Source organism: Streptomyces sp. NPDC088762 (assembly GCF_044750905.1).
GTDB lineage: Bacteria > Actinomycetota > Actinomycetes > Streptomycetales > Streptomycetaceae > Streptomyces.
In genome coordinates this window covers 113,294-135,021 of record NZ_JBIVKT010000002.1, presented here as the reverse complement: position 1 = coordinate 135,021, position 21,728 = coordinate 113,294, and the positions used below count along the sequence as shown (strand labels likewise).

Sequence of the window (21,728 nt, the reverse complement as noted above, 5' to 3'; positions counted from 1 at the left end):
AGGTTTCTCCAAGTGGGTTGGTGCGCGCCTGAGTTGTTCGCCCCTACTTCTCGCGAGTAGCCCCGGCTTCCCACCGGACGCCGTAGGATCACGGCGTGGTTACAGCCCGGTCGCGTCCGGGTGGCCGGCCGATCCGCCCGTCCGCGGGTCGGCTGGTGGTCCCCACGCCGGCCGTGCTGCTCCTGGGCTTCTGTGCCCGCCGGCGTCCCTGCCGGCGAAGACCACCACGGCCCTTCGCGCGACTGTGCGCCGCTCGCGCCGTAGCCGGTGCCGGTACCCGACGCGGCCACGCCGCGCACCGCTCCCGCCCTTCACGCGATGCCCGGCGTTCCTTTCCCTCCGGTACCGGGGAACGATCTACCTACCGAGACCCCGGGCAACTAGCCTGTGGGCCCACGGGAGGGGAATCGAGACATGGAACGACTGGGTGCCGCCGATCCGTTACGGGTCGGGCCGTACTCCCTGGCCGGACGGCTGGGCGCGGGCGGCATGGGGGAGGTGTACCTCGGCCGGTCGGCCGGCGGCCGGACGGTGGCGGTGAAGGTCGTACGGCCCGACCTGGCGCGGGACACGGCCTTCCGGGACCGGTTCAGGCGGGAGGTCGCGGCGGCGCGGCGCGTGTCGGGGGCGTTCACGGCCCCCGTGGTGGACGCCGATACGGACGCCGAAGTGCCGTGGATGGCGACCTCGTTCGTCGTCGGCCTTTCGCTGCACAAGGCGGTGGCGGCCCACGGCCCGCTGCCCGAGGACGCGTTGCGGATGCTGACGGCCGGCCTCGCCGAGGCCCTGGTCTCGGTGCACGGAGCCGGGGTGATCCACCGCGACCTGAAGCCCGCGAACGTCCTGCTGGCCCTGGACGGCCCGCACGTGATCGACTTCGGCATCGCCCACGCCGCCGACGGGACCGCGCTCACCTCCACCGGGTCCGTGATCGGCTCCGCGCCCTACATGTCGCCGGAGCAGGCGCTGGGGCAGCACCTCACCCCGGCGAGCGACCTGTTCTCCCTCGGCTCCACGGTCGCCTTCGCCGCGAGCGGCGCCAGCCCCTTCGGGGACGGCGCGGGGGCCGCGGTCCTGTTCCGGGTGGTCCACACCGAACCGAACCTGGCCGCCCTGCCGGCAGGTCTGCGGCCGCTCGTCGAGCGCTGCCTCGCGAAGGACCCCGGCGAACGGCCCACCCCGCGCGAGGTGATCGCGTACGTCGAGCGGGAGGAGCGCCCCCGCCCCTCGGCGGGCTGGCTCCCCGGGCCGGTCGCGGCGGACGTCCTCGCCCTGCGGGCAGTGCTCACGGCGCTGCCCGGGCCGGACCCCTCGGAGGCGCCCACCGCCGCCCTCCCGCCCCCGGCGGCGACCATGCCGCTCACCGGCCCGACGCAGGTCCTGCCCGGCGGGTCCGGGACTCCTGCGGGCCGGGCGGCAGGGGACCGCGGTCCGAGCCGCCGCAAGCTGCTGCTCGGCCTGGCCGGCGGAACCCTCGCCGTGGCCGGGGGCGGGGCCGTGTGGGCGCTGGACCCCGGCACGTCCGGGGCGGCCGGCTCGGCCCGCCCCTCGGGCAACGACGTTCCCGAGGCGAAGCTGGCGTGGCAGGCGCCGGTCGCCGGCAGCACGCAGGTGCTGTCCGCGAACGGGATCGTCGCGTGCGTGTCCCTGGGCCAGATCACGGGACTCGACGACCAGGGCCACGCCAAGTGGACCGTCAAGGCCGACGACCACGGCCTCGCCTTCTCCGTCACGGGGCCCCACCCGAGGAATGTCGCCGGGGTCGACGGCGGCCGCCTCCACGTGGGCGGGACCACCGGCGTGCGACTCTCCGATCCGAAGGCCCCTCCCAGGACCGCCGTCCTCGCGATGGGCATGGCCGACGGAAAGGACGCCTGGAAGGCGACGCTGAACGAGGTGGGCGGCATGGGGGTGTCCGGCTTCTGCGGCATCCGCGACGGGCGCGCCTGCCTGATGTCCATGACGTACCAGGAAGGCAGCCCGTCCACGGGATTCGGGATGTGGGCGCTGGACCTCGCCACCCACGGCACCGCCTGGTACCACACCGCGGAGACGATGCCCGTCCTCTGGGCGCTGCCCCACACCGGCGGCGGCGCGCTGTACGCCGGTGTGGACAAGCTGGTCGCGCTGGACGCGAAGGGCGCCGTCGCCTGGACGAAGGGCTTCAAGCCCTTGACGGTCGCCGCCGCGGGTCGGTACTTCGTCGTCGTCGACAGCGAGGGCAGGATGTACGCCCTCGAACCCGCGACGGGCCGGCAGGCGTGGCAGGTCGCGGACGCCGTCGGCGCGTCCGTACGGGGCGACGGCATCGCCACCGATGAACAGGGCGGCGTCCTGTTCGCGCTCCGGCGGGACAAGGACGGCGGCTTCTCACTGGCCGCGTTGGAGTCCGCGACGGGCAAGACCAAGTGGAGGACACCGGTCCCGGCCGATGCCAAGGGCTCGCCCTACCTGGGCGCCCGGCTGTTGTACGCCGACGGGAACGTGTACCGGATGGGGGCGGACTGCGTGCTGTGGGCCTTCGACGCCTCGAACGGCAGGTTCCGCTGGAAGTTCACCGACTGGAAGGGGACCGACCCCCTGGGCCTGGCCTGGGGCGCCGGCGACGGCCGGCTCGCCCTGTCGAACCCGAGCACGACGACGGTCGCCGCCCTGCACGCGAACGGAGCCTGAGGATGCAGTCGCCGGAGCCGCAGGAGCCACGAGAGTCTCAAGAGCCGCAGGAGTCGCACAAGTCGGAAGAGCCACGGGAGCCGCGGGGCTCACGGGAGTCGCCGGTGCCGCACGCACCGCTGGAACCGCTGACTCCCGCCGACCCGTCCCGCATCGGCCCGTACGCGCTGCTCGGCCGCCTCGGCTCCGGGGGCATGGGCACGGTGTACCTGGGGCGTTCGGCCGGCGGCCGCACGGTCGCCGTGAAACTCGTACGGCCGGAGCTGGCGGCCGACGCGGGCTTCCGTACCAGGTTCCGCGCCGAGGTGACCGCGGCACGCGCCGTGTCCGGCGCCTTCACCGCCCCGGTCGTCGACGCGGACCCTGACGGCCCGGTGCCGTGGATGGCGACGGCGTTCGTCCCGGGAGTCTCCCTGGGACGGGCGGTGGCGATCGGCGGCCCGCTGCCGGAGCCGGCCCTGGGCGCGCTCGCGGCCGGGATCGCCGAAGCCCTGGAGTCCATCCACGCGGCGGGCCTGACCCACCGGGACCTCAAGCCGGGCAACGTCCTGCTCGCCCTGGACGGCCCGCACGTCATCGACTTCGGGATCGCGCGGGCCACGGACGGCACCGCCCTGACGGCCACCGGGATCATCCTCGGCACCCCCTCGTACATGTCGCCGGAGCAGGCCACGGCCGGTCCGGTCGGCCCGGCGAGCGACGTCTTCTCGCTGGGGTCGACCCTCGCGTTCGCCGCGCGCGGCTCGGGGGTGTTCGACGGCGGCCGGCCCGTGGACGTCCTCAAGCGGGTCGTCCGGCAGGAGCCGGACCTGTCGGCCGTACCGGACTCCCTGCGGGTCCTGGTCTCCGCGTGCCTGGCGAAGGCGCCCGGTGACCGGCCCACCCCGCGCCAGATCGTCGAGTACGTGGAGCGGGTGGCGGCCCCGCGGCCCGCCGGGGCATGGCTGCCGCCCGCCCTGATCACCGCGATCGAGGAGGCGGCGGCGGTGATGGCGCCCTCGGTGACCGCGTCCGCTCCCCCGCCGGGCCCACTCGGCACGGCCGCTCCGGCGGACGCCGTCCCGCCGCCCCCTCCGCCCGCGTACGCGCCGCAGTCCGCGGAGCAGCCCAAACCGGCGGGCGGCGGTCCCAGCCGGCGCCGCCTGCTGCTCGGGATCGCGGGCGGGACGGTGGCGCTGGCGGGCGGCGGCACGGGGCTCGGGCTGTGGCTCACCCGCGGCGGTTCCGGGTCGTCCGACGGCACGTCCTCCGCGTTCGCCCTCACCGACCCGAAGCGCCCGCTCGGCACCGAGGTCACCGCGACCCCGCTCTGGACGGCGCCGGTCTCCGAGCCCCTCGTACAGATCGCGGGCGAGGGCGAGACGGTCCTCGCGTTCAGCGCCAAGAACATCTGGGCCGTGGGCCGGACCGGGCTCCCCCTCTGGGGCCCGCTGGCCAGAACCGGCGAATCGCAGCTCAACCTCACCGGCATCGTCGCGGCCGTAGGCGACGGCCTGGCCTACACCGTCACGACCAACGGCACGACCATGACCGACCGGACCCTGCGGGCCATCCGCCTGGACACCGGCGCCGACGCGTGGACCCTGCCGCTGCCCAAGCTGGTGGCGTACGACGTGTCGGTGCTCGGCGCGCTCGGCGGCCGGCTCTACATCACCGGCAACGGGACCTCGACCACCTTCGACCCCAACGCCGCCGACCCGAAGGACAGGTTCACGTCCCGCAGCGGACCGTTCCTCTGGGCCGTGGACCCGGCTCAGCGCAAGCTCGTCTGGGCGGTGAACCTCACGGACCCGGACACCAAGTTCCCCAAGGGCACCATGTTCCTGCCGTCCTCCGGCAACCGTCTGATGTGGGTGAGCGCCAACACCGACGGCAGCGCGTCCAAGATCACGGGCATCGAAGTCGGCGGCCAGGGGAAGATCGCCTGGGAGCAGCCGTCTCCCGGTGCGGGAGGAAGCACGTTCGAGGCCTTGATGCAGGGCTCCCGCGGCCCTTGGAACGACGGCCCGCACTCCTCGGCCGGCGGCTTCTTCCTCCACGTCACCGACGGCGTCTACGCCATCGACCCGGCCAACGGCCAAGTCGCCTGGCGCTCGCCCAGGTTTCCCTTCAAGGCAGTGGTGGCGAGCCCCGACGGCAAGACCGTCTACGCCGCCGGACGCCCCACCACCGCCCTCGCGATCAGCGTCTACGCCTTCGACGCGGCCACCGGTGAGGTGCGCTGGGCGGGCTCCATCGAAGGGCTGACGATCGGCGGGCTCGCCCTCCAGAGCGCCGACGACACCGTGTACCTGGCGTCGGGCGGCCGGATCTGGGCCCTGGCCGCCCGGGACGGGAAGGCCCGCTGGACGCACGAGCTGAACGGGACCGTGACGTACAGCCAGATTCCGATCTGGGCGGGCGGCGGACGGGTGTACGGCATGGGCACGAAGGGACTGGTGGCGATCAGCTCCACGGGCACGACGACGTCCTGAGAGCGTGCAGCGATCTCCGGGGTACGCGTGCGGGCGGTCGGGCCGGTCGGGCCGGTCAAACCTCAGTCGGCCGCTTTTCCCTCTGATGGCCTACCCCGGGTAGCCCTTCGGGACGGACGGGCCTCTCATGAACTGGGGGCAGGTCCCGACCCCGTCACTCGCAGAAGGGCACGCCCATGTACGAGATGCGCGCCGAATCCACCGACGACCGATGCGAACTGATCTGGCACGTCGTTGCCAAGGACACGATCGCCGGCACCCTCTGCGGAGGCCACCTTGCGCCCCGTGCGACACCGGACGAGCCTGCCGTCACGGCGGCAACCGAGCGCTACTGCGACCCCTGCATGGCCGCCTTCGGAACGGCCCTGCAGGCGTGGGCCGACACGAGCCGCCCCAAGGACCCCGCGTAGCGCGCGGCCGGGGCCGCGCAGCGCGGCCCCGGCCGGCAGGCACTCCGGCGGGTGGCGTCAGCAGATCCTCGGCAGCTGCTCCCCGATCGGCAGGTCGACCACTCGGGTGCCGCCGAGGCCGGTACGGGCGACGACCAGACCGGGGTGGGCCTCGACCGCCTCGCCGATCACCGAGGCGCGCCGGCCCAGCGGGTGGGCGCGCATCGCGTCGAGTACGGCTTCGGCGTGTTCCCGGGGTACGAACGCCACCAGCTTGCCCTCGTTGGCCACGTAGAAGGGATCGAGGCCGAGGATGGCGCAGGCGTTGGCCACGGCGTCGGGGACCGGCACCCGGCTCTCCTGGACCACGACCCCGGTGCCGGAGGCGGCCGCGATCTCGTTCAGGGAGGCGGCCAGGCCCCCTCGGGTGGGATCGCGCAGCACGTGGAGGTCCGGGGTGACGGCGAGCATCGCCTGGACGAGCCCGCCCAGCGGCGCGCAGTCGCTCTCGATCTCCACGCCGAAGCCGAGTCCCTCGCGGACGCTCATGATGGCCACGCCGTGCAGCCCGATCTCCCCGCTGACGATGACGACGTCGCCCGGTACGACGCGCTGGGGGCGCAGGTCCACCCCGTCGGGGATCAGACCGATTCCGGAGGTGTTGACGTAGATGCCGTCCCCGTGGCCGGCTTCCACGACCTTGGTGTCACCGGTCGCCACCTCGACGCCGGCGCTGCGGGCGGCCGCGCCGAGGGCTTCGGCGACCCTGGCCACCACCGAGATCTCGACGCCTTCCTCCAGGATGAATCCGCAGGAGAGGTAGGCGGCCCGGGCTCCGCTCATGGCCAGGTCGTTGACCGTGCCGTTGACCGCGAGGTCCCCGATGCTGCCGCCGGGGAAGAACAGCGGCCGCACCACGTACGAGTCGGTGGAGAAGGCCAGCCGGGCCCCGCCGAGGGTGAGCGCGGCCGAGTCACCGAGCCCGGCGAGCACTTCGCCGCCGAAGGCCGGGGCGAAGAGGTGCTGGACGAGCTCGGCGGAGAGCGCGCCGCCCCCTCCGTGGCCCATCACCACGCGGGGCCGGTCGCGCAACGGGGCCGGGCAGGTCCACCCGGTGACGTCCAGTACGGAATCGGCGTCCAGTGCGGTCTCAGACAACGGGGCTCGCCTCCAGCGGTGCCTTCGTGGCGGTGGGGATGTCCAGGCGCCGGTAGAGGTAGTACGCGGCGCACGCGCCCTCGCTGGAGACCATGGTGGCGCCGAGCGGGGTGCGCGGGGTGCAGGTGGTGCCGAAGGCCTCGCACTGGTGCGGCTTGAGCAGGCCCTGGAGCACCTCTCCGCTGCGGCACTCGGCCGGCTCCCGCGTGGTGATCCCGGACACGGAGAAGCGGTGCTCGGCGTCGAATTCCCGGTACCGGTCGGACAGCCGCCACCCGCTCTGCGGGATAACTCCGATCCCCCGCCAGGCGCGGTCGGTGACCTCGAAGACGTCCTCCAGCATGGCGAGGGCGGCCGGGTTCCCCTCGGAGCGGACGGCGCGCGCGTAGGCGTTGTCGACGGTGTGCTCGCCCCGCTCCAGCTGGTGCACGGCCCGGCGTACGCCTTCCAGGATGTCGAGCGGCTCGAAGCCGGTCACCACGATCGGCACGCGGTGGCGCTCGGCCAGTTCGGGGTACTCGGCGGTGCCCATCACGCTGCACACGTGCCCGGCGGCCAGGAAGGCCTGGACCCGGCAGCTCGGCGAGGTCATGATCGCCTCGATCGCCGGGGGTACCCGGACGTGGGAGACGAGGAGGCTGAAGTTCGGGATGCCGAGCCGCTTGGCCTGATGGACCGTCATCGCGTTGGGAGGCGCGGTCGTCTCGAAACCGATGCCGAAGAAGACCACCTCGCGGTCCGGGTTCTGCCGGGCGATCCGCAGGGCGTCGAGCGGGGAGTAGACGACCCGTACGTCGCCGCCCTCGCTGCGCACCTGGAAGAGGTCGCGGCCGGTCCCGGGGACGCGGAGCATGTCGCCGAAGGAGCAGAAGATCACCCCGGGGCGGGAGGCGATCTCCAGCGCCTTGTCGATGACCTCGAGCGGGGTCACGCACACCGGGCAGCCGGGTCCGTGGATCAACTCCACCTGTTCGGGCAGCAGTTGATCGATGCCGTGACGGATGATGGTGTGCGTCTGGCCCCCGCAGACCTCCATCAGCGCCCAGGGCCGGGTCACGGTGGCGTGGATGTCGTCGAGCAGCCGGCGGGCGAGGGCCGGGTCCTGGAACTCCTCGATGTACTTCACTGCTGCGCCGCCTCCTGCGGGACGTCTTCCGGATCGTCGGTGAAGGGCCACGGGGCGCCTCCGGCCTGGGCGGCGAGCTCCCAGGGATCCCCGAACTCCTCCTGGAGCATGCCGAGCTGGGCGAAGAGTTCGAGGGTCTGCAGCGCGGACTCCTCGTCGAGGCGCTGGAGGGCGAACCCGACGTGCACGATGGCGTACTCGCCGACCCGGAGGTCCGGCAGGTATTCCAGGCACACCTCCTTGAGCACGCCGCCGAAGTCGACGGTGGCCATGCGGGTGCCGTCCTGCTCCGCGATGTCAATCACTTTGCCGGGTACCGCCAGGCACATGGGCCTCTCCTTGCTGTGGGTGTTCGGTGGCGGGGGCCGCGGCCGCCACCATGAGCTGACCGAGTGCGAGTCCCCCGTCGTTCGGGGGGACGCGGTGGTGGCGCAGTACGGTGAAGCCGTGCTCCGTCAGCAGCCGGTGGCAGGCCGATGAGAGCCGGGTGTTGGCGAAGACGCCGCCGGTCAGCGCCACGGTGCCCAGCCCCTGCCGTTCGCGCGCCGCGACGCAGAGCGCCCCGACGAGGGCGGCGACCGCGGTGTGGAACCGGGCGGCGATCAGCGCCGGCGCGGTGCCCGCGCGTACGTCTTCCACCACGGCGGCCAGCAGGGGGCCCGGATCGGCGGTGGCCGGATCACCGGTGCCGGGGTCCGGGTGGCGCACGGCGAACCGGTACGCAGCATCCGGGGGCCCCGCGGGCCCGGCGAGAGCGGCCGCCTCCAGTTCGACGGCGGCCTGGGCCTCGTACCCGGAGTGGTGGCAGACACCGGCCAGGGAGGAGACGGCGTCGAAGAGGCGCCCCATGCCCGACGTGGGCACGCAGTTCAGGTTCCGTTCCAGCTGGCGCCGCAGTACGCGCAGTTCGTCGGGCGGGCAGGCCGCCACGGGCGGCAGGTCCGGGGTCCAGTCGATGCCCGCCGCCCACAGGTGCGCCAGGGCCATGCGGTACGGGCGCCGCACGGCGGCGTCACCGCCCGGGAGGGGCACGTACGCGAGGTGCGCGAAGCGGGAGTACCCGGCGTAGTCGGCCAGCAGGACCTCTCCGCCCCACACCGCGCCGTCGTCGCCGTACCCGGTGCCGTCGAAGGCGATCCCGATCACCGGGCGGGTTCCGTCCAGCCCGTGTTCGGCCATCGCGGACGCGATGTGCGCGTGGTGGTGCTGGACGCGGACCAGCGGCCGGGTGCCCGCGTGCCGCCCGGCCCACTGCGCGGAGCGGTAGCCGGGATGCCGGTCGGCGGCGAGCAGCCCGGGGGCCACGCCGGTGATCGACTCCAGCTGCCGCTCGGCCCGTTCGAAGACCTCCTGTGTGGCCAGGTCGTCCATGTCGCCGATGTGCGCGGACAGCCAGGCCTTGCGGCCCTCGCCGAGACAGAAGGCGTTCTTCAGGTCTCCACCGGCCGCGAGCGTCGCCGGTACGGGCCGTGGCAGCGTCAGGGGCAGCGGTGCGTGGCCCCGCGAGCGCCGCACGGTCAGCGGTTCGCCGTCGCAGACGCGCACCACGGAGTCGTCGCAGGGCACGTGGATGGGGCGGTCGTGCGTGAGCCAGGCGTCGGCGAGCCGGCCGAGGCGTTCCAGGGCTTCGGCGTCGTCGGTGACGATGGGTTCGCCGGACAGGTTGCCGCTGGTCATCACGAGCAGGCGGGGGCCGGGCGGGTCGCCGGGGAGGCCCAGCAGCAGGTGGTGCACGGGCGTGTACGGGAGCATCACGCCGAGGTCGGGGCAGCGCGGGGCGACCCCGTCCGCGATGACCACGGCCGTCGGGCCGGCGGGCTGCGGGCGGCGGCGGAGCAGCACGATCGGCCGGACCGGGCCGGTGAGCAGGGCCCGTTCGGCCGGGTCGAGGTGGACGAGGGGCTCGATGTCGCTGAGGGCGCGGACCATCAGGGCGAAGGGCTTGTCCCCGCGGGCCTTGCGCCGGCGCAGCTCGGCCACGGCCGCCGGCCGGGTGGCGTCGCAGGCCAGGTGGTAGCCGCCGAGGCCCTTGACGGCGAGGATCGCCCCCTCGGCCAGGAGCCGGCGGGCCCGCGCCACCGGGTCCGGGCCGGCCACCTCGCGCGGCGGCGACCCCGCGAGGAGCCGCAGCCGGGGCCCGCAGGCCGGGCAGGCCACCGGCTGGGCGTGGAAGCGCCGGTCGGCCGGGTCGGCGTACTCCCGGGCGCAGTCGGGGCACATCGGGAACCGGGCCATCGTGGTGTGGGCCCGGTCGTACGGCAGCCCGGTGACGATCGTGAAGCGGGGCCCGCAGTGGGTGCAGGTGATGAAGGGGTGCCGGTGGCGCCGGTCGGCCGGGTCCGCCAGCTCGGCGAGACAGTCGGCGCAGGTGGCCACGTCCGGGGAGACGAGCGTGCGCGCGGGCCCGCCGGAGCGGGAGGCGACGATGGTGAAGCCCGCCCCGCCCGCGACCGGGACCTCGCAGTGGTCGACGGCGTCCACGACGGCCAGCGGCGGGGCGTCCGCCGCGAGGCGCTCGCAGAAGGCGGATACGGCGGCGGGCGCGCCCTCGACCTCGGCGACGACGCCCTCGGGGGTGTTGGTGACGTGCCCGGCGAGGCCGAGTCCGGTCGCGCGGGTGTACACGTACGGGCGGAAACCCACGCCCTGCACCACCCCGCGGACGAGGATCCGGCGGCGCTGGACGGCCTCCATCAACGGGCCTGTGCCACGGCGGGATCCGGGTGAGGATGCGGATGCGGATGCGGATGCGGATGTGCGTGGTCCGGGTGGTGATAGTGCGCGTTCGGGTGGGGCTGCCCGGCCATGACGGGCGCGTGCACCGCACCGCCGGAGCCGACCGCCAGCGCCCGGTTCAGCAGCGCGCCCACGCCCTCGCCCGCACGGGCCGAGGTCAGCACCACCTCGACCCCCGGGTTGACCCGCTGGACGTGCGCGCGGAAGGCGGCCTCGTCGAATTCCACCGCGCGGGCGATGTCCGTCTTGGTCACCACCACCAGGTGCGCCAGTCCGAAGGCCGTCGGGTACTTCAGCGGTTTGTCCTCGCCCTCGGTCACCGAGGCCAGCACGACGCGCAGGGACTCCCCCAGGTCGTAGGAGGCCGGGCAGACGAGATTGCCCACGTTCTCGACGAACAGCAGCCGGGTGCCGGCCGGCAGCCAGCCGTCCAGGTGTCGGCCCAGCATGCCGGCCTCGAGGTGGCAGAGGCCGTCGGTGAGCACCTGCTTGACCGGGACGCCCGAGCGTGCCAGCCGTACGGCGTCGTTCTCGGTGGCCAGGTCGGCGGTCAGCGCGGCGACGGGCACTCCCCGCTGCCGGGCGAGCAGCAGTTCGCGCTCCAGGAGTTCCGTCTTTCCGCTCCCCGGGCTGGAGAGCAGGTTGACGACGGTCGTTCCGCGGGCGGCGAGTTCGGCGCGCAGCACCTGCGCCGCCTCCTCGTTCTTCGCCAGCACCGCCTGCTGCAGGTCGACCACTCGGCACATGGTTCAGGCCTCCTCGGGGATCGGTTCGCGTACGGGGCGGCGGGCGGGGCCGTCCTCCCAGCGGACGCTGAGGATCCGCAGCTCGCGGCCCGTGAGCAGTTCCACCGCGGTGGCCTTGCCGCATCCGGGACAGCACAGGTCGGGGGGCATCCCGACGGCCCATTCGCCCGTGCAGGAGCCGCACCGCGCACGGGCGGTGACGGATTCGGTGGTGAGCTCGGCGCCCTCGAGGAGCGTTCCGGCACAGGCCAGTTCGAAGCAGAAGTCGAGGGCGTCGGGGACCACCCCCGCCAGCTCTCCGATCTGCAGCCGTACGGAGGTCACGGCCCCCGCCCCGCCGTCCCGCGCCGCCTCTTCCACCTGGCCCACGACGGCCATGGCGATCGACATCTCGTGCATCGGACTCCGTCCTGCCGGGGCTCATTACACCGGCGGGACCGGGGCGCCGGGGGCGGGCGCGCCGACACCGCGACCGCCCCGTACGCCATTCGGACGCCCGGGCGGGCGGCCCCTCACATGCGGACCATCCGCAGGTAGCGCCTGACGTCGGGGAAGATCTGGATCAGCACGCACGCCAGCGCGGTGGCGGTCACCCCGCCGATGAGGGCCTTCTTCATGGGGTTCTCCTGAGTTCGCGGTGAGGCCCGGGGTGTTCGGTCCCGGGCGTGATCAGGTCCAGGACCATGCGTACGGCCCGCGGCACGGCCGCGGCCACGGGCGGGCTCAGGCCGATGCCCTCCTCGACGCAGGCGGGTTCGCAGCCCACGACCAGGGTGCGCCGGGGCGGGGTGGTGCCGGTGCCGGCGCACAGGGTGCCCAGCAGCGCCAGGACGGCGTCGGGGGACATGTGGTGCCCGTCGAGGACGGCGGCGCCGGGTCCGGCGGCCTCCGCCGGCCCGTGGCCCTCGGCGCCCGCACCGGCGTCGGTGTCGGCATCGATGAGGTAGAGCGTTCCCGGGTCGCCGCCCCGGGCCGTGGCGTCCACGAGGACGAGCGTGTCGTAGCCGTCGAGGAGCTGGTAGGCGAGGTGGACCCCGCGCACGCCGAAGTCCACCACCTCCACACCGTCCGGCAGGGGGTGCGCGCCCACGGCGCGCACCGTCTCGACTCCGAAGCCGTCGTCACCGAGGAAGACGTTGCCGATGCCCGCGACGAGGATCCCGGCCCTCACGTGTCCTCCAGGGGGGTGACCTCGTCGGGCTGGAAGTACAGGAACCGGCCCTGCTCCCGGCGGATGTCGGCCCCGGGGTCGCCGTCGACGGTGACCGCGAGGTGCACTCCCCCGTCGACGTCGTGGAGGACGCCCTCGACCTGTGCGGTGCGGCCGTGGAGGAACAGGTCCTGGGCATCGGTGCGCCGCAGGCCCGGACGCAGCAGGACGCGGCTGCCCGCGCCCACGGAGGCGCCGTCGATCAGGATCCGGTCGCGGGCCGGGTCGGCGGGGTCCGCGTGCGCGGGGTCCCACCAGGGGGTCTCCGGCCGGAACACGGCCTCGTCGGCGAGGGATCCGGGGGCTGCGGGCGGCCCGTCGGGGGCGCCCGGGTGGGTGATCTCCCGCAGGGCCCGGACGGCGCCGTGCAGGCGTTCCAGTACCTCGGGGGGCATGGAGTCGGCCAGGTCGATCACGGCGGCGGCGCGGGCGTCCGTCCCGCGCGCCTCGCGCTTCTCCCGGTCGGTCAGGGCGGCCGTGCGCAGGGCGAGGATCTCGTCGATCTCGGTGGCGTCGTACATCGCCCCCGCGCTCTCGGGGGCGATGGCGGCGTGGTCCTCCAGGATGATCGGGGAGGAGAGGACCACGTCCGCGCGGCCGGGTTCCCCGGCGAGGACGGGCCAGGTGTGCCGGTTCTCGCAGGCCGCGACGGCAGCTCGGGCCCACTCGGGCGGGTCGGTCATCGACAGGAAGGAACCGGAGTCGAGGCCCAGCAGCAGGTGGACGGCGACCAGCGACCGCGGCAGGGCCTCGTCGCGGTCGGCGCCGTCCGCCTCCGGGGTCCAGGCGCTGGTGTTCTCCACGACGGCGGTGAGCTTGAACGCGCGGTAGGGCACGTCCAGTTCCTCGGCGCGCAGGCGCAGCACCCCGTCGATCCGCTCGGCGCGGCGGACGAGGCGGCCCCGCTCGCGGCCGTCGGGGCCGAGGACGGGCTCGGTCTCCGTCCGGGCCGGCCGGGCGAAGGCGAGGGTGACCTCCCCCGCGGTCAACTCGGCGACGGAGACGGTCATGTCCACCTGCTCCTCGGTCCCCTCGTCCCAGGGGACCAGGACCCGGTCGGGCAGGTGCAGCTCGGGCACGGCCTCGTAACTGCCGTCGCCGCGGGCCTCTTCGACCGTACGCCGCTGCGCGTGCAGGAAGCGCAGCTCGACGGCGAGGGTCGCGGCCCCTCTGGGCTCCATCACCAGCTCGGTCCGCTGGAAGGAGTGCTCGGCGTGCGCGGTGCCCCACACGGGCGGGACCAGGACGCCGAACTGCCAGCGCAGCCGGTTCTTGGCCGCCGAGGCCCGGTAGGGATACAGGACGTACCCCTCGAACAGGACGGCGTCGGCCACCTGCCGGGCGGCGGCGAAGCGGGAGTCCGGCGCGGCCGTCGTGGTCATGTCGCCGTCCTCTCGCTGACGCGGGGCCCCGCGGGGCCGAGCCGGCGGGGTGGCGGCGGTGGGGCGGCCGCTTCGAGCAAGGCTCGTACGGTCGACTCCCAGGAGGCGAGCGCGTGCCGCGACCGGTAGGCGAGCAGCTCCGCCATGGTGTCGCGCGGCAGGCGCAGCCAGCCGGTGCCCGGGAAGTGCTGCTCGATCATCTCCCGCCACACGGTCACGGGCATCCGGCAGGAGGCCTCGCGGTCCCAGGGCACGGGCTCCACGTGGAAACCCCCCGCTCCGGTGAAGGCGGTGCCGGAGAACAGCATCAGCAGAGGCGCTTCTCCGTCCTCAAGGGCGTCGAAGTAGCGGGTCGCCGCGATGTCCATGTCGTAGGTGCAGGGCACGACCAGATCGGTCTCGGTCTCCCCGGTGAACCCGGGCACCATGAGGGCGACCTGGGCGAACTGCACGGGCTGGAGGGTGCTGCCCCAGCGGCTCCGCTCGCCGAACAGGTCGGCGAGGCCTTCGGCCTCCGCCGGGCCGTAGCCCCGCCGGGCCGGTTCGATACGGATCTGGCAGCGCAGGGCGAGGGCGTGCACCCGTGTGCCGTCGCCCGCGGTGATCCGCAGCCTGAAGACCAGGGTGGGACCGGCCGCGTAGGCGTCGGCGCGCACGCCGGTGCAGGTGAAGGCGAGGTCTGTCATCGGACCCCTTCCGCCGCCACGACCCGGGCCCGCCGCTCCACTTGCGCGAAGAAGGCGTCCAGCGCTGCCCGGGCCTCGGCTCCGCCGTCGAAGCCCTGCCACAGCAGCCGCATCCGCCCCACCAGCTCGTAGCAGATGTCGATCGGCACCAGATGGCACGTGGTGTGCCCCTCCGAGCGGCGCAACAGCAGCGCCTCCACGTCGGGTTCCAGGAGCGCGGACAGCCGGCTCGCTCCCAGTACGGATTCCCAGGTCGCGGGGTCGAGTTCGCTTTCGGTGGCTCCGGCCGGGCTCGGGTAGAGGGCGACGAGCCGGTCGAGGGCGGCGTTGCGGAAGAGGAACGCCACGGCGACCGGGATCTGGAGCCGTTCCCAGGCACCCTCGTCGAGCCGGTGCCCCGGGTCGGCGAGGTAGCGGTCCGGGACCGCGCGGAACCGGCCCGCGCCCGCGCCCGGCCGGTCGAACAGCAGGGCGCAGCCGGTGCAGGCGCAGACGAGGGAACGCTTCTCGGTCTCCACGAGGTGGCGGTGCGCGTCCTCGGCCACCGCGACCCCGCACAGCTCGCAGCTCTCGGGGCGCGGCTCGCGGGGCCCGGTGAATCGGCGCAGGCCGCGCGCGGGTGCGAGGCCCAAGTGGGGCGCGCTCACGAAACCCGCGCCGGGGGCTTGGGCCGGGTGCCGATCTGGAGCAGCGCCGGCTGCGGGGCGGCGGGCTCCACCTCCACGGAGGTGACCTCGGGTGCGAAGGCGGCCACGGCGTCCTCGACCTGCTGCCGGACGGCGTCGGCGGTGCTCCCGCAGCCGCAGCCGCCCCCGCCCGCGGCGGTGGACCGCAGCCGCAGGGTGGCGGTGGCCTCTTCGAAGCCGACCAGCTCCACCGGCTGCGCCGCGGCGTCCAGGGCGCGGGCGATCCGGGTGTGCACGTCCTCGGGGTGCAGGTCGTGCAGGGCGAGCAGGCTCGACACCAGCTGGTCGTCCAGCAGGGCGGACAGCGCCCCGTCGCCGAGCCGCTCCACGATCCGGGCCAGCCCGGCCCCGTAGAAGTCCATGAGCACGCGCACGAGTTCCTCGGCGGCGGCGCAGGCCGCCCGGTCGCCGGTGGCGGCCAGCCCGTCGAGTACCTCCTCGACCCGCTGCCCGGCCAGCCGGGCGTCGACGGCCGCGCTCATCCGCCCAGTCCGCTCAGGCCGGTGGGGACGTGCATCGACTTCACCGTCTTGCCGCCGCCGACGTACATGTGGACGCCGCAGGGCAGACAGGGGTCGAAGCTGCGCACGGCGCGCATGATGTCGATGCCCTTGAAGTTCTCCGGGGGGTTCTCCTCGAAGATCGGGGTGTTCTGGACGGCGTCCTCGTACGGTCCGGGCGTGCCGAAGGTGTCGCGGGTGCTCGCGTTCCACGGGGTCGGCGGGTAGGGGTGGTAGTTGGCGATCTTGCCGTCGCGGATGACCATGTGGTGCGAGAGCACGCCGCGGACCGCCTCGGTGAAGCCGACTCCGATGGACTCGTCGGGCACCTCGAACTTCTCCCAGGTCTGGGTGCGTCCGGCGCGGACCTCGGCCAGCCCCTGCTCCGCGCAGTGCAGCGCGATGGCGGCCGCGTAGGCCTGGAAGTACGTGCGGGCGCGGTTGCGCTCCAGCGCGTTGCTCCACTGCGGGATCTTCCACTCGAAGCGCGTCTCGGGCTTGGTCATCGTCTTCGGCAGGTTGATGACGACGCTGTGCCCGGTGGCCTTGACGTAGCCGACGTCGACGAGCCCGGACAGGGCGGTGGACCACAGGCGCGCGATGGGCCCGCCGCCGGTGTCCAGGGCGAGGTGGTCCTTGCCGTCGAACCAGCGCGGCGACATCACCCAGCTGTACTTGTCGTCGAAGTTCCGCTTCTGCGGGGCGGGGATGGTGTGCTGGTTCCAGGGGTGGCGGGCGTCGACCGGGTTGCCCAGCGGGTCGTGGGTGACGAACTTCTCCTGGCCCGCCCAGTCGTCGTAGTAGGAGCTGCCCAGCAGGATGCGGATGCCGAGGTTGATCTGGGTGAGGTCGTTGGTGACCAGCTTGCCGTCCACGACCACACCGGGGGTGACGAACATCTTCCGTCCCCAGTCGGTCATGTTGGCGTACGTGAAGTCGCAGTACTCGGGGTCGTTGAGCGCGCCCCAGCAGCCGAGCAGCACACGGCGCCGGCCGACCTCCTCGTAGCCGGGCAGGGCCTCGTAGAAGAAGTCGAAGAGGTCGTCGTGGAGCGGGACGACGCGCTTCATGAACTCCACGTACCGCATGAGGCGGCTCAGGTAGTCGGTGAAGAGCTGCACGGAGGCGATGGTGCCGACGCCGCCCGGGTAGAGGGTGGAGGGGTGCACGTGGCGGCCCTCCATCAGGCAGAACATCTCGCGGGTGTAGCGGCTGACCTGGAGGGCCTCGCGGTAGAACTCGCCCTCGATGGGGTTGAGCGAGCGCATGATGTCGGCGATGGTGCGGTAGCCGTGGTCTCCGGCGTGCGGGGCCTCGGTGCGCTCGGCCAGTTCGAGGACGCCCGGGTTCGTCTCGCGGACCATCTTCTCGCAGTAGTCGACCCCGACCAGGTTCTCCTGGAAGATGTTGTGGTCGAACATGTACTCCGCCGCCTCGCCCAGGTTGATGATCCACTCGGCGAGGTGGGGCGGCTTCACCCCGTAGGCCATGTTCTGCGTGTACACGGAGCAGGTGGCGTGGTTGTCGCCGCAGATCCCGCAGATGCGGCTGGTGATGAAGTGCGCGTCGCGGGGATCCTTGCCGCGCATGAAGACGCTGTAGCCGCGGAAGACCGACGAGGTGCTGTAGCACTCCGCGACCCGCTTCTGCTTGAAGTCGATCTTGGTGTGGATGCCGAGGCTGCCCACGATCCGCGTGATCGGATCCCAGGCCATCTCCACCAGGCCGCTGCCGTCACCGGCCGCCTTCGTGTTGGGTGTCATCGTGTGTGCCGTGGCCCTTCTTGGAAGCGGGTGCGGGGTACGTGGGGCGGGCGGGCGGCGGTTCGCGGACCGGGCCGGCGGGCGGGGGTCACCACGGCGGGCGGTAGCCGGTGGTCAGTTTCCGGCCCGTGTGGCGCCACTTGGGCTCCTTGTCCACGGTGTGGGTGGTGAGGGAGCGGAGTTTGCGGATCACGACGCCGTAGGTGCCGCTCGCCGTCGCGGACACCCTGGCGCCGGGGGGCTCGTCCATGAACGGCATGAACTTGTCGGGGAAACCGGGCATCGTGCAGGCGATGCAGATGCCTCCGACGTTCGGGCAGCCGCCGATCCCGTTCATCCAGCCGCGCTTGGGGACGTTGCACTTGACCACGGGACCCCAGCAGCCGACCTTGACCAGGCATTTCGGGGAGTCGTAGGTCTCGGCGAACTGGCCCTGCTCGTAGTAGCCGGCGCGGTCGCACCCTTCGTGCACGGTGGCGCCGAACAGCCAGGTCGGGCGGAGTTTGTCGTCGAGCGGGATCATCGGCGCGGAGCCGGCCGCCTGGTAGAGCAGATAGGTGAGCGTCTCGGCGAAGTTGTCCGGCTGGATCGGGCAGCCCGGCACGCAGACGATCGGGATACCGGCCTTGGAGGTCCAGTCCCATCCCAGGTAGTCGGGGACGCCCATGGCTCCCGTGGGGTTGCCCTCCATCGCGTGGATGCCGCCGTACGTGGCGCAGGTGCCGATCGCCACCACGGCGAGGGCCTTGGGCGCGAGCCGGTCGATCCACTCGCTGGTGGTGATGGGCTGGCCGGTCTCGGGGTTGTCGCCGAAGCCACACCAGTAACCCTCGGGTTTGATCTTCTCGTTGGGGATCGAGCCTTCGACGACGAGCACGAAGGGGTCGATCTCGCCGCGCTCCCCCTTGAAGAACCATTCGATGAAGGTGTCGGCGCCGCCGACCGGGCCGCATTCGAAGTCGATCAGCGGCCAGTGCACGGCGACCTTGGGCAGGCCGGGCAGCGTGCCCGTGACGATGTCCTCGATGCTGGGCTGCATCGCTGCCGTCAGGGACACCGAGTCGCCGTCGCAGCTCAGTCCCGCGTTGATCCAGAGGATGTGGATCGGCGGGTCCTCTACGGTACTGGGCGTTGCTGCATCCATGGGGATCTCCTTGGGGAGGGATGCGGAGGGGTGGGGGCCGGGTGGGGCCGGGCGTGCGGCGGAGGCGGAGCTTTTTCCGTCCGCCTCCACCCTTCTTGCTAGCAGCCCCCGGGGCCCGTTGCCCTGTCGTGCTGGGCCGGTCCGGTGACGGCGGGCCGCCGGGCGGGGAGCGGGGCGGTGCGCCGGCCGGGCACGAACCGCGCCAGGTGCGGGGGCGTCCGGTCGGGTGGCTCCTTGCGTACGAAGGCGCGGCGCAGCGCGTGGTAGGGGGCCTGCGGGTCGAAGAAGGTCTCGCGCATCCGGGCCAGCTCCGCCTCCCGGTAGGCGGAGAGCGGCCGGACCGCCTCCTCGTGCCCCCGCCGGTCCTTCTTCCGGGCGATCGCGGCCTGCGTGGCGGGTGAGGCCGCCAGGCGGGCCGCGAGCCGGGCGGTCTCGGCCGCGAAGGCCTGCGGGCCGCAGGTGAGGGTGCGGTCGGTCAGCCCGAGCCGGCGGGCGGCGTCGGCGCTGAGCGGCAGGGCCTCGGTGGTGAGACGCTCCGCCACGCCCGTACCGACGCGGCGGGGCAGGGTGTACGTCCAGTACTCCGAGCCGTAGAGCCCCATCAGCCGGTAGTGCGGGTTGAGGACCGCTCCCGCCCTGCACCAGACCTCGTCGGCGGCGAGGGCGAGCATGGCCCCGCCGGCCGCCGCGTTGCCGCCGAGGGCGGCCACGACGAGGCGGTCGGTGGTGGTCAGCACGGCCTCGACCAGGTCGTCCATGGCGTTGATGTTGGCCCAGGACTCGGCGGCCGGGTCGTCGGCCGCTTCGATGACGCCCAGGTGGATGCCGTTGGAGAAGAAGTCGCGGCCACCGCCGAGGACGATGACGGAGGTGGGACGGGAACAGGCCGTACGGTACGCCGCCAGCAGGCGCCGGCACTGGCCGGTGCTCATCGCGCCGCCGGGGAAGGAGAACGACAGGAAGCCGGCGCCGCCCTGCTCCCGGTACCGGATGTCGGTCCACGTCCGCGCCGGAGGGTCGGCGTCCGGCGGGGCGGGGATCTCGGGCAGCGACGGGAGCCGGTCCCCGAGGGCGAGCACGGCGGGCAGTTTGACGGGTGCGGGCTCTCCCGGCACGCGCCGGGCCCGCAGTTCGGGGATCCACACCGCTCCGTCGGCCGTGGCCCGGCAGACCGCACCCGTCCTGGTGGCCAGGAGCTCTCCGGGGCGGCCGTGCAGCCGCCCCTCCGGATGGCCGCCGTGGAGGTACCACTGGCTGCCGAGCAGGTCGTCCAGGACCCCGGGCTGCGAGTCCGCGGCGCGCAGGGCGCGTACGACGCTCTCCGTGGTGTCCTGGGCCCAGTCGATCCGGCGGTGCTCCTGGCGCAGGTACGGCCGCGCGCGGCCGGAGCGCTGCGGCCGCGGGACGTAGGTGCCGGACGCGAAGCGGTCGACGGCCAGGAGGACGGCGGCGAGCGCCGCGTCGGCGATCTCGCCGCGGTAGGCGTCGCTCTTGCCGACGGGCGGCAGCGGGCAGTCGACGGACGCCCAGACGTCGCCGGCGTCCATCTCCTCGCCGGCCTGCAGGACGGTGACGCCCCATCGGGTGGCGTCCTCGGTGATGGCCCGGTCGAGCGAGGAGGGACCCCGGTCGCCGACGGGCCCCGGATGGACGATCAGACAGGTGTGCGCGGACCAGACCTCGCGGGGGACGGCCGTCTTCAGCATCGGCGCCAGGATGAGGTCCGGCCGGTGGCGGCGGACGGCCTCGGGCAGGGAGTCGCCGGTCAGGGCGAGTGCGACCGCGACGTGGTGGCCGTGGTCCCTCAGCTCGGCGTGGACACGCTGGGTGAGGCTGTTGAAGGCGCTGGCGGCGAGCAGGATGTGCACGTGATCTCCCAAGCGTCCGGACTTCGGTGATCGCCGGCCGGAACGTACGGCCGCTGGCGATCGTCGGTCCCGGCCGCCCGCCGGATGCGGAGGCCTAGCGTGGGAGTCACTCGGAAGGGGGTGCGGGGGCCGCCACCTGGTGGATGCGCGCCGGCTCGGGTGCGGGTGGAGGTGCGGGGGCGTGGAAAAGGGCCGGGCCCGTCGGGTGACGGGCCCGGCCCCTGGGTCGCCGGTCTTGAACCGCCGGTCTTGAACCGCCGGTCTTGTGCGCCGGTCGGTCAGACGCGGTCGGCCGCGATCAGGACGTACTGGAAGGAGCCGTCCTTGTAGGAGTTGATGAACGCCTCCTCGATGCCGGTGACCAGTGAAGACGTGGCGCGCAGCTCCCAGTAGGGCAGGGTCTCGGGCGTCAGGTCGATGACCGCCTGCGGTACGAGGCGGTTGTCCGCCATGGCGCGCAGGTACTCGCGGCGGGAGTGGATGTTGCACTCGAAGTGCGCGTTGATCTGCGAGACCCACTTCGAGGGCTGGCCGTACCGCGGGTTCCAGCAGCCGGTGATGGTCACGTAACGGCCGCCGACCGCGAGGACGCGGGAGTGCTCGGCGAAGAGGTCGTGCAGGTCGACGTACATGCTCGACTCGTTGTTCCACGAGGCCGCGGCCTGCCCGGTCTCGAACGGCGTGCTGAGCATGTTGCAGACGCGGGCGCGGACGTGGTCCTGGATGCCGAGTTCGCGGGCCCGCTGGTTGGCGAAGTCGGCCTGCTTGGCCGACAGCGTGACGCCCTCGACCTTGCATCCGAAGCGCTGGTGGGCCATGACCATCGAGCCGCCGCGGCCGCAGCCGGCGTCGACGAGGGTGTCGTCGCGTCCGATGGGGCCGAGGTGGTCCAGGAGGACCTCGGCCTGCGCCGATTCCAGCCGGTGGAGCTCGGCCACCAGCTTCTTCTCGTACTCGCTGTCATCGGTGTCGCCGAGGGCGGCGTGGTCGACGTCGCCGATGCCGTAGTGGTGGTGGTAAAGGCCGTCGACATCGCCGAGCCGCAGGTTCACGGGCCTGGCCTCGTTGTTCCAGTAACGGGCGATGTCCCCCTGGTAGGGCGTCGCCGGGGAGGGGATCATCACGGGGGTGTCGGCAGAGGTGCCGGCGGTGGTGGTGAGATCGGTGCTAGTCACGGATAAGTCCAT

At 73.3% G+C, this 21,728-nt stretch carries 19 protein-coding genes; 3 read left to right on the top strand and 16 right to left on the bottom strand.

The annotated features are described in order from the left end of the window. Positions 1-414 precede the first annotated feature (414 nt). From ACIP5M_RS05305 to ACIP5M_RS05295, 3 genes are all read left to right on the top strand, one after another. Positions 415-2,673 carry a protein kinase gene (locus ACIP5M_RS05305; RefSeq protein ID WP_401192133.1) on the top strand — a complete coding sequence of 753 codons (2,259 nt, stop codon included), beginning with the start codon at positions 415-417 and terminating at the stop codon, positions 2,671-2,673. 104 nt (positions 2,674-2,777) lie between these two features. Further along, complete coding sequence (locus ACIP5M_RS05300; RefSeq protein WP_401192131.1) at positions 2,778-5,147, top strand: PQQ-binding-like beta-propeller repeat protein; 2,370 nt, start codon at positions 2,778-2,780, stop codon at positions 5,145-5,147. A 176-nt stretch (positions 5,148-5,323) separates the two neighbouring features. Next, on the top strand, positions 5,324-5,557 hold the full coding sequence (locus tag ACIP5M_RS05295) for a hypothetical protein (protein ID WP_401192129.1): 234 nt from the start codon (positions 5,324-5,326) through the stop codon (positions 5,555-5,557). A 57-nt stretch (positions 5,558-5,614) separates the two neighbouring features. Here ACIP5M_RS05295 and hypE read toward each other — a convergent pair whose 3' ends face one another. From hypE to ACIP5M_RS05215, 16 genes are all read right to left on the bottom strand, one after another. Next, entirely contained in the window at positions 5,615-6,604 is a 990-nt protein-coding gene (hypE, locus tag ACIP5M_RS05290) for a hydrogenase expression/formation protein HypE (RefSeq protein WP_401193510.1), read from the bottom strand. 82 nt (positions 6,605-6,686) lie between these two features. Next, the gene (hypD, locus tag ACIP5M_RS05285; protein WP_401192127.1) at positions 6,687-7,820 is read right to left on the bottom strand and encodes a hydrogenase formation protein HypD; all 1,134 of its coding nucleotides are present in this window, start codon (positions 7,818-7,820) and stop codon (positions 6,687-6,689) included. Then, positions 7,817-8,149 carry a HypC/HybG/HupF family hydrogenase formation chaperone gene (locus tag ACIP5M_RS05280; RefSeq protein ID WP_401192125.1) on the bottom strand — a complete coding sequence of 111 codons (333 nt, stop codon included), beginning with the start codon at positions 8,147-8,149 and terminating at the stop codon, positions 7,817-7,819. Before ACIP5M_RS05280 ends, hypD begins: the two co-directional genes overlap by 4 nt. Continuing rightward, positions 8,118-10,514, bottom strand: a complete 2,397-nt coding sequence (gene hypF / locus ACIP5M_RS05275) for a carbamoyltransferase HypF (RefSeq protein WP_401192123.1) — start codon at positions 10,512-10,514, stop codon at positions 8,118-8,120. Before hypF ends, ACIP5M_RS05280 begins: the two co-directional genes overlap by 32 nt. After that, complete coding sequence (gene hypB, locus ACIP5M_RS05270; protein WP_401192120.1) at positions 10,514-11,302, bottom strand: hydrogenase nickel incorporation protein HypB; 789 nt, start codon at positions 11,300-11,302, stop codon at positions 10,514-10,516. The genes hypF and hypB overlap by 1 nt, the downstream gene beginning before the upstream one ends. Positions 11,303-11,305: 3 nt before the next feature. After that, a complete protein-coding gene (locus tag ACIP5M_RS05265) occupies positions 11,306-11,701 on the bottom strand; it encodes a hydrogenase maturation nickel metallochaperone HypA (protein WP_401192119.1) in 396 nt (131 codons plus the stop codon). A gap of 113 nt (positions 11,702-11,814) precedes the next feature. Further along, a complete protein-coding gene (locus ACIP5M_RS05260; protein WP_401192116.1) occupies positions 11,815-11,919 on the bottom strand; it encodes a DUF6893 family small protein in 105 nt (34 codons plus the stop codon). After that, positions 11,916-12,473 carry a hydrogenase maturation protease gene (locus ACIP5M_RS05255; protein ID WP_401192114.1) on the bottom strand — a complete coding sequence of 186 codons (558 nt, stop codon included), beginning with the start codon at positions 12,471-12,473 and terminating at the stop codon, positions 11,916-11,918. Before ACIP5M_RS05255 ends, ACIP5M_RS05260 begins: the two co-directional genes overlap by 4 nt. Further along, a complete protein-coding gene (locus tag ACIP5M_RS05250; protein WP_401192112.1) occupies positions 12,470-13,894 on the bottom strand; it encodes a hypothetical protein in 1,425 nt (474 codons plus the stop codon). Before ACIP5M_RS05250 ends, ACIP5M_RS05255 begins: the two co-directional genes overlap by 4 nt. Continuing rightward, positions 13,891-14,580 carry a DUF6084 family protein gene (locus ACIP5M_RS05245; protein ID WP_401192111.1) on the bottom strand — a complete coding sequence of 230 codons (690 nt, stop codon included), beginning with the start codon at positions 14,578-14,580 and terminating at the stop codon, positions 13,891-13,893. The genes ACIP5M_RS05250 and ACIP5M_RS05245 overlap by 4 nt, the downstream gene beginning before the upstream one ends. Continuing rightward, positions 14,577-15,212, bottom strand: coding sequence for a DUF5947 family protein (locus tag ACIP5M_RS05240; protein ID WP_401192108.1), 636 nt, complete (start codon positions 15,210-15,212; stop codon positions 14,577-14,579). Before ACIP5M_RS05240 ends, ACIP5M_RS05245 begins: the two co-directional genes overlap by 4 nt. Before the next feature lie 11 nt (positions 15,213-15,223). Next, positions 15,224-15,748 (bottom strand): hypothetical protein, encoded by a 525-nt coding sequence (locus ACIP5M_RS05235; protein ID WP_401192106.1) that lies wholly within the window; start codon positions 15,746-15,748, stop codon positions 15,224-15,226. After that, positions 15,745-17,529, bottom strand: coding sequence for a nickel-dependent hydrogenase large subunit (locus ACIP5M_RS05230; protein WP_401192104.1), 1,785 nt, complete (start codon positions 17,527-17,529; stop codon positions 15,745-15,747). Before ACIP5M_RS05230 ends, ACIP5M_RS05235 begins: the two co-directional genes overlap by 4 nt. Positions 17,530-17,617: 88 nt before the next feature. Further along, positions 17,618-18,673, bottom strand: a complete 1,056-nt coding sequence (locus ACIP5M_RS05225; protein WP_401192101.1) for a hydrogenase expression protein HypE — start codon at positions 18,671-18,673, stop codon at positions 17,618-17,620. Positions 18,674-18,771: 98 nt separating this feature from the next. Then, positions 18,772-20,541: a hydrogenase maturation protein gene (locus ACIP5M_RS05220; RefSeq protein ID WP_401192100.1), complete on the bottom strand. Its 1,770-nt coding sequence runs from the start codon at positions 20,539-20,541 to the stop codon at positions 18,772-18,774. 278 nt (positions 20,542-20,819) lie between these two features. Continuing rightward, positions 20,820-21,728, bottom strand: a complete 909-nt coding sequence (locus tag ACIP5M_RS05215) for a geranyl diphosphate 2-C-methyltransferase (protein WP_401192098.1) — start codon at positions 21,726-21,728, stop codon at positions 20,820-20,822.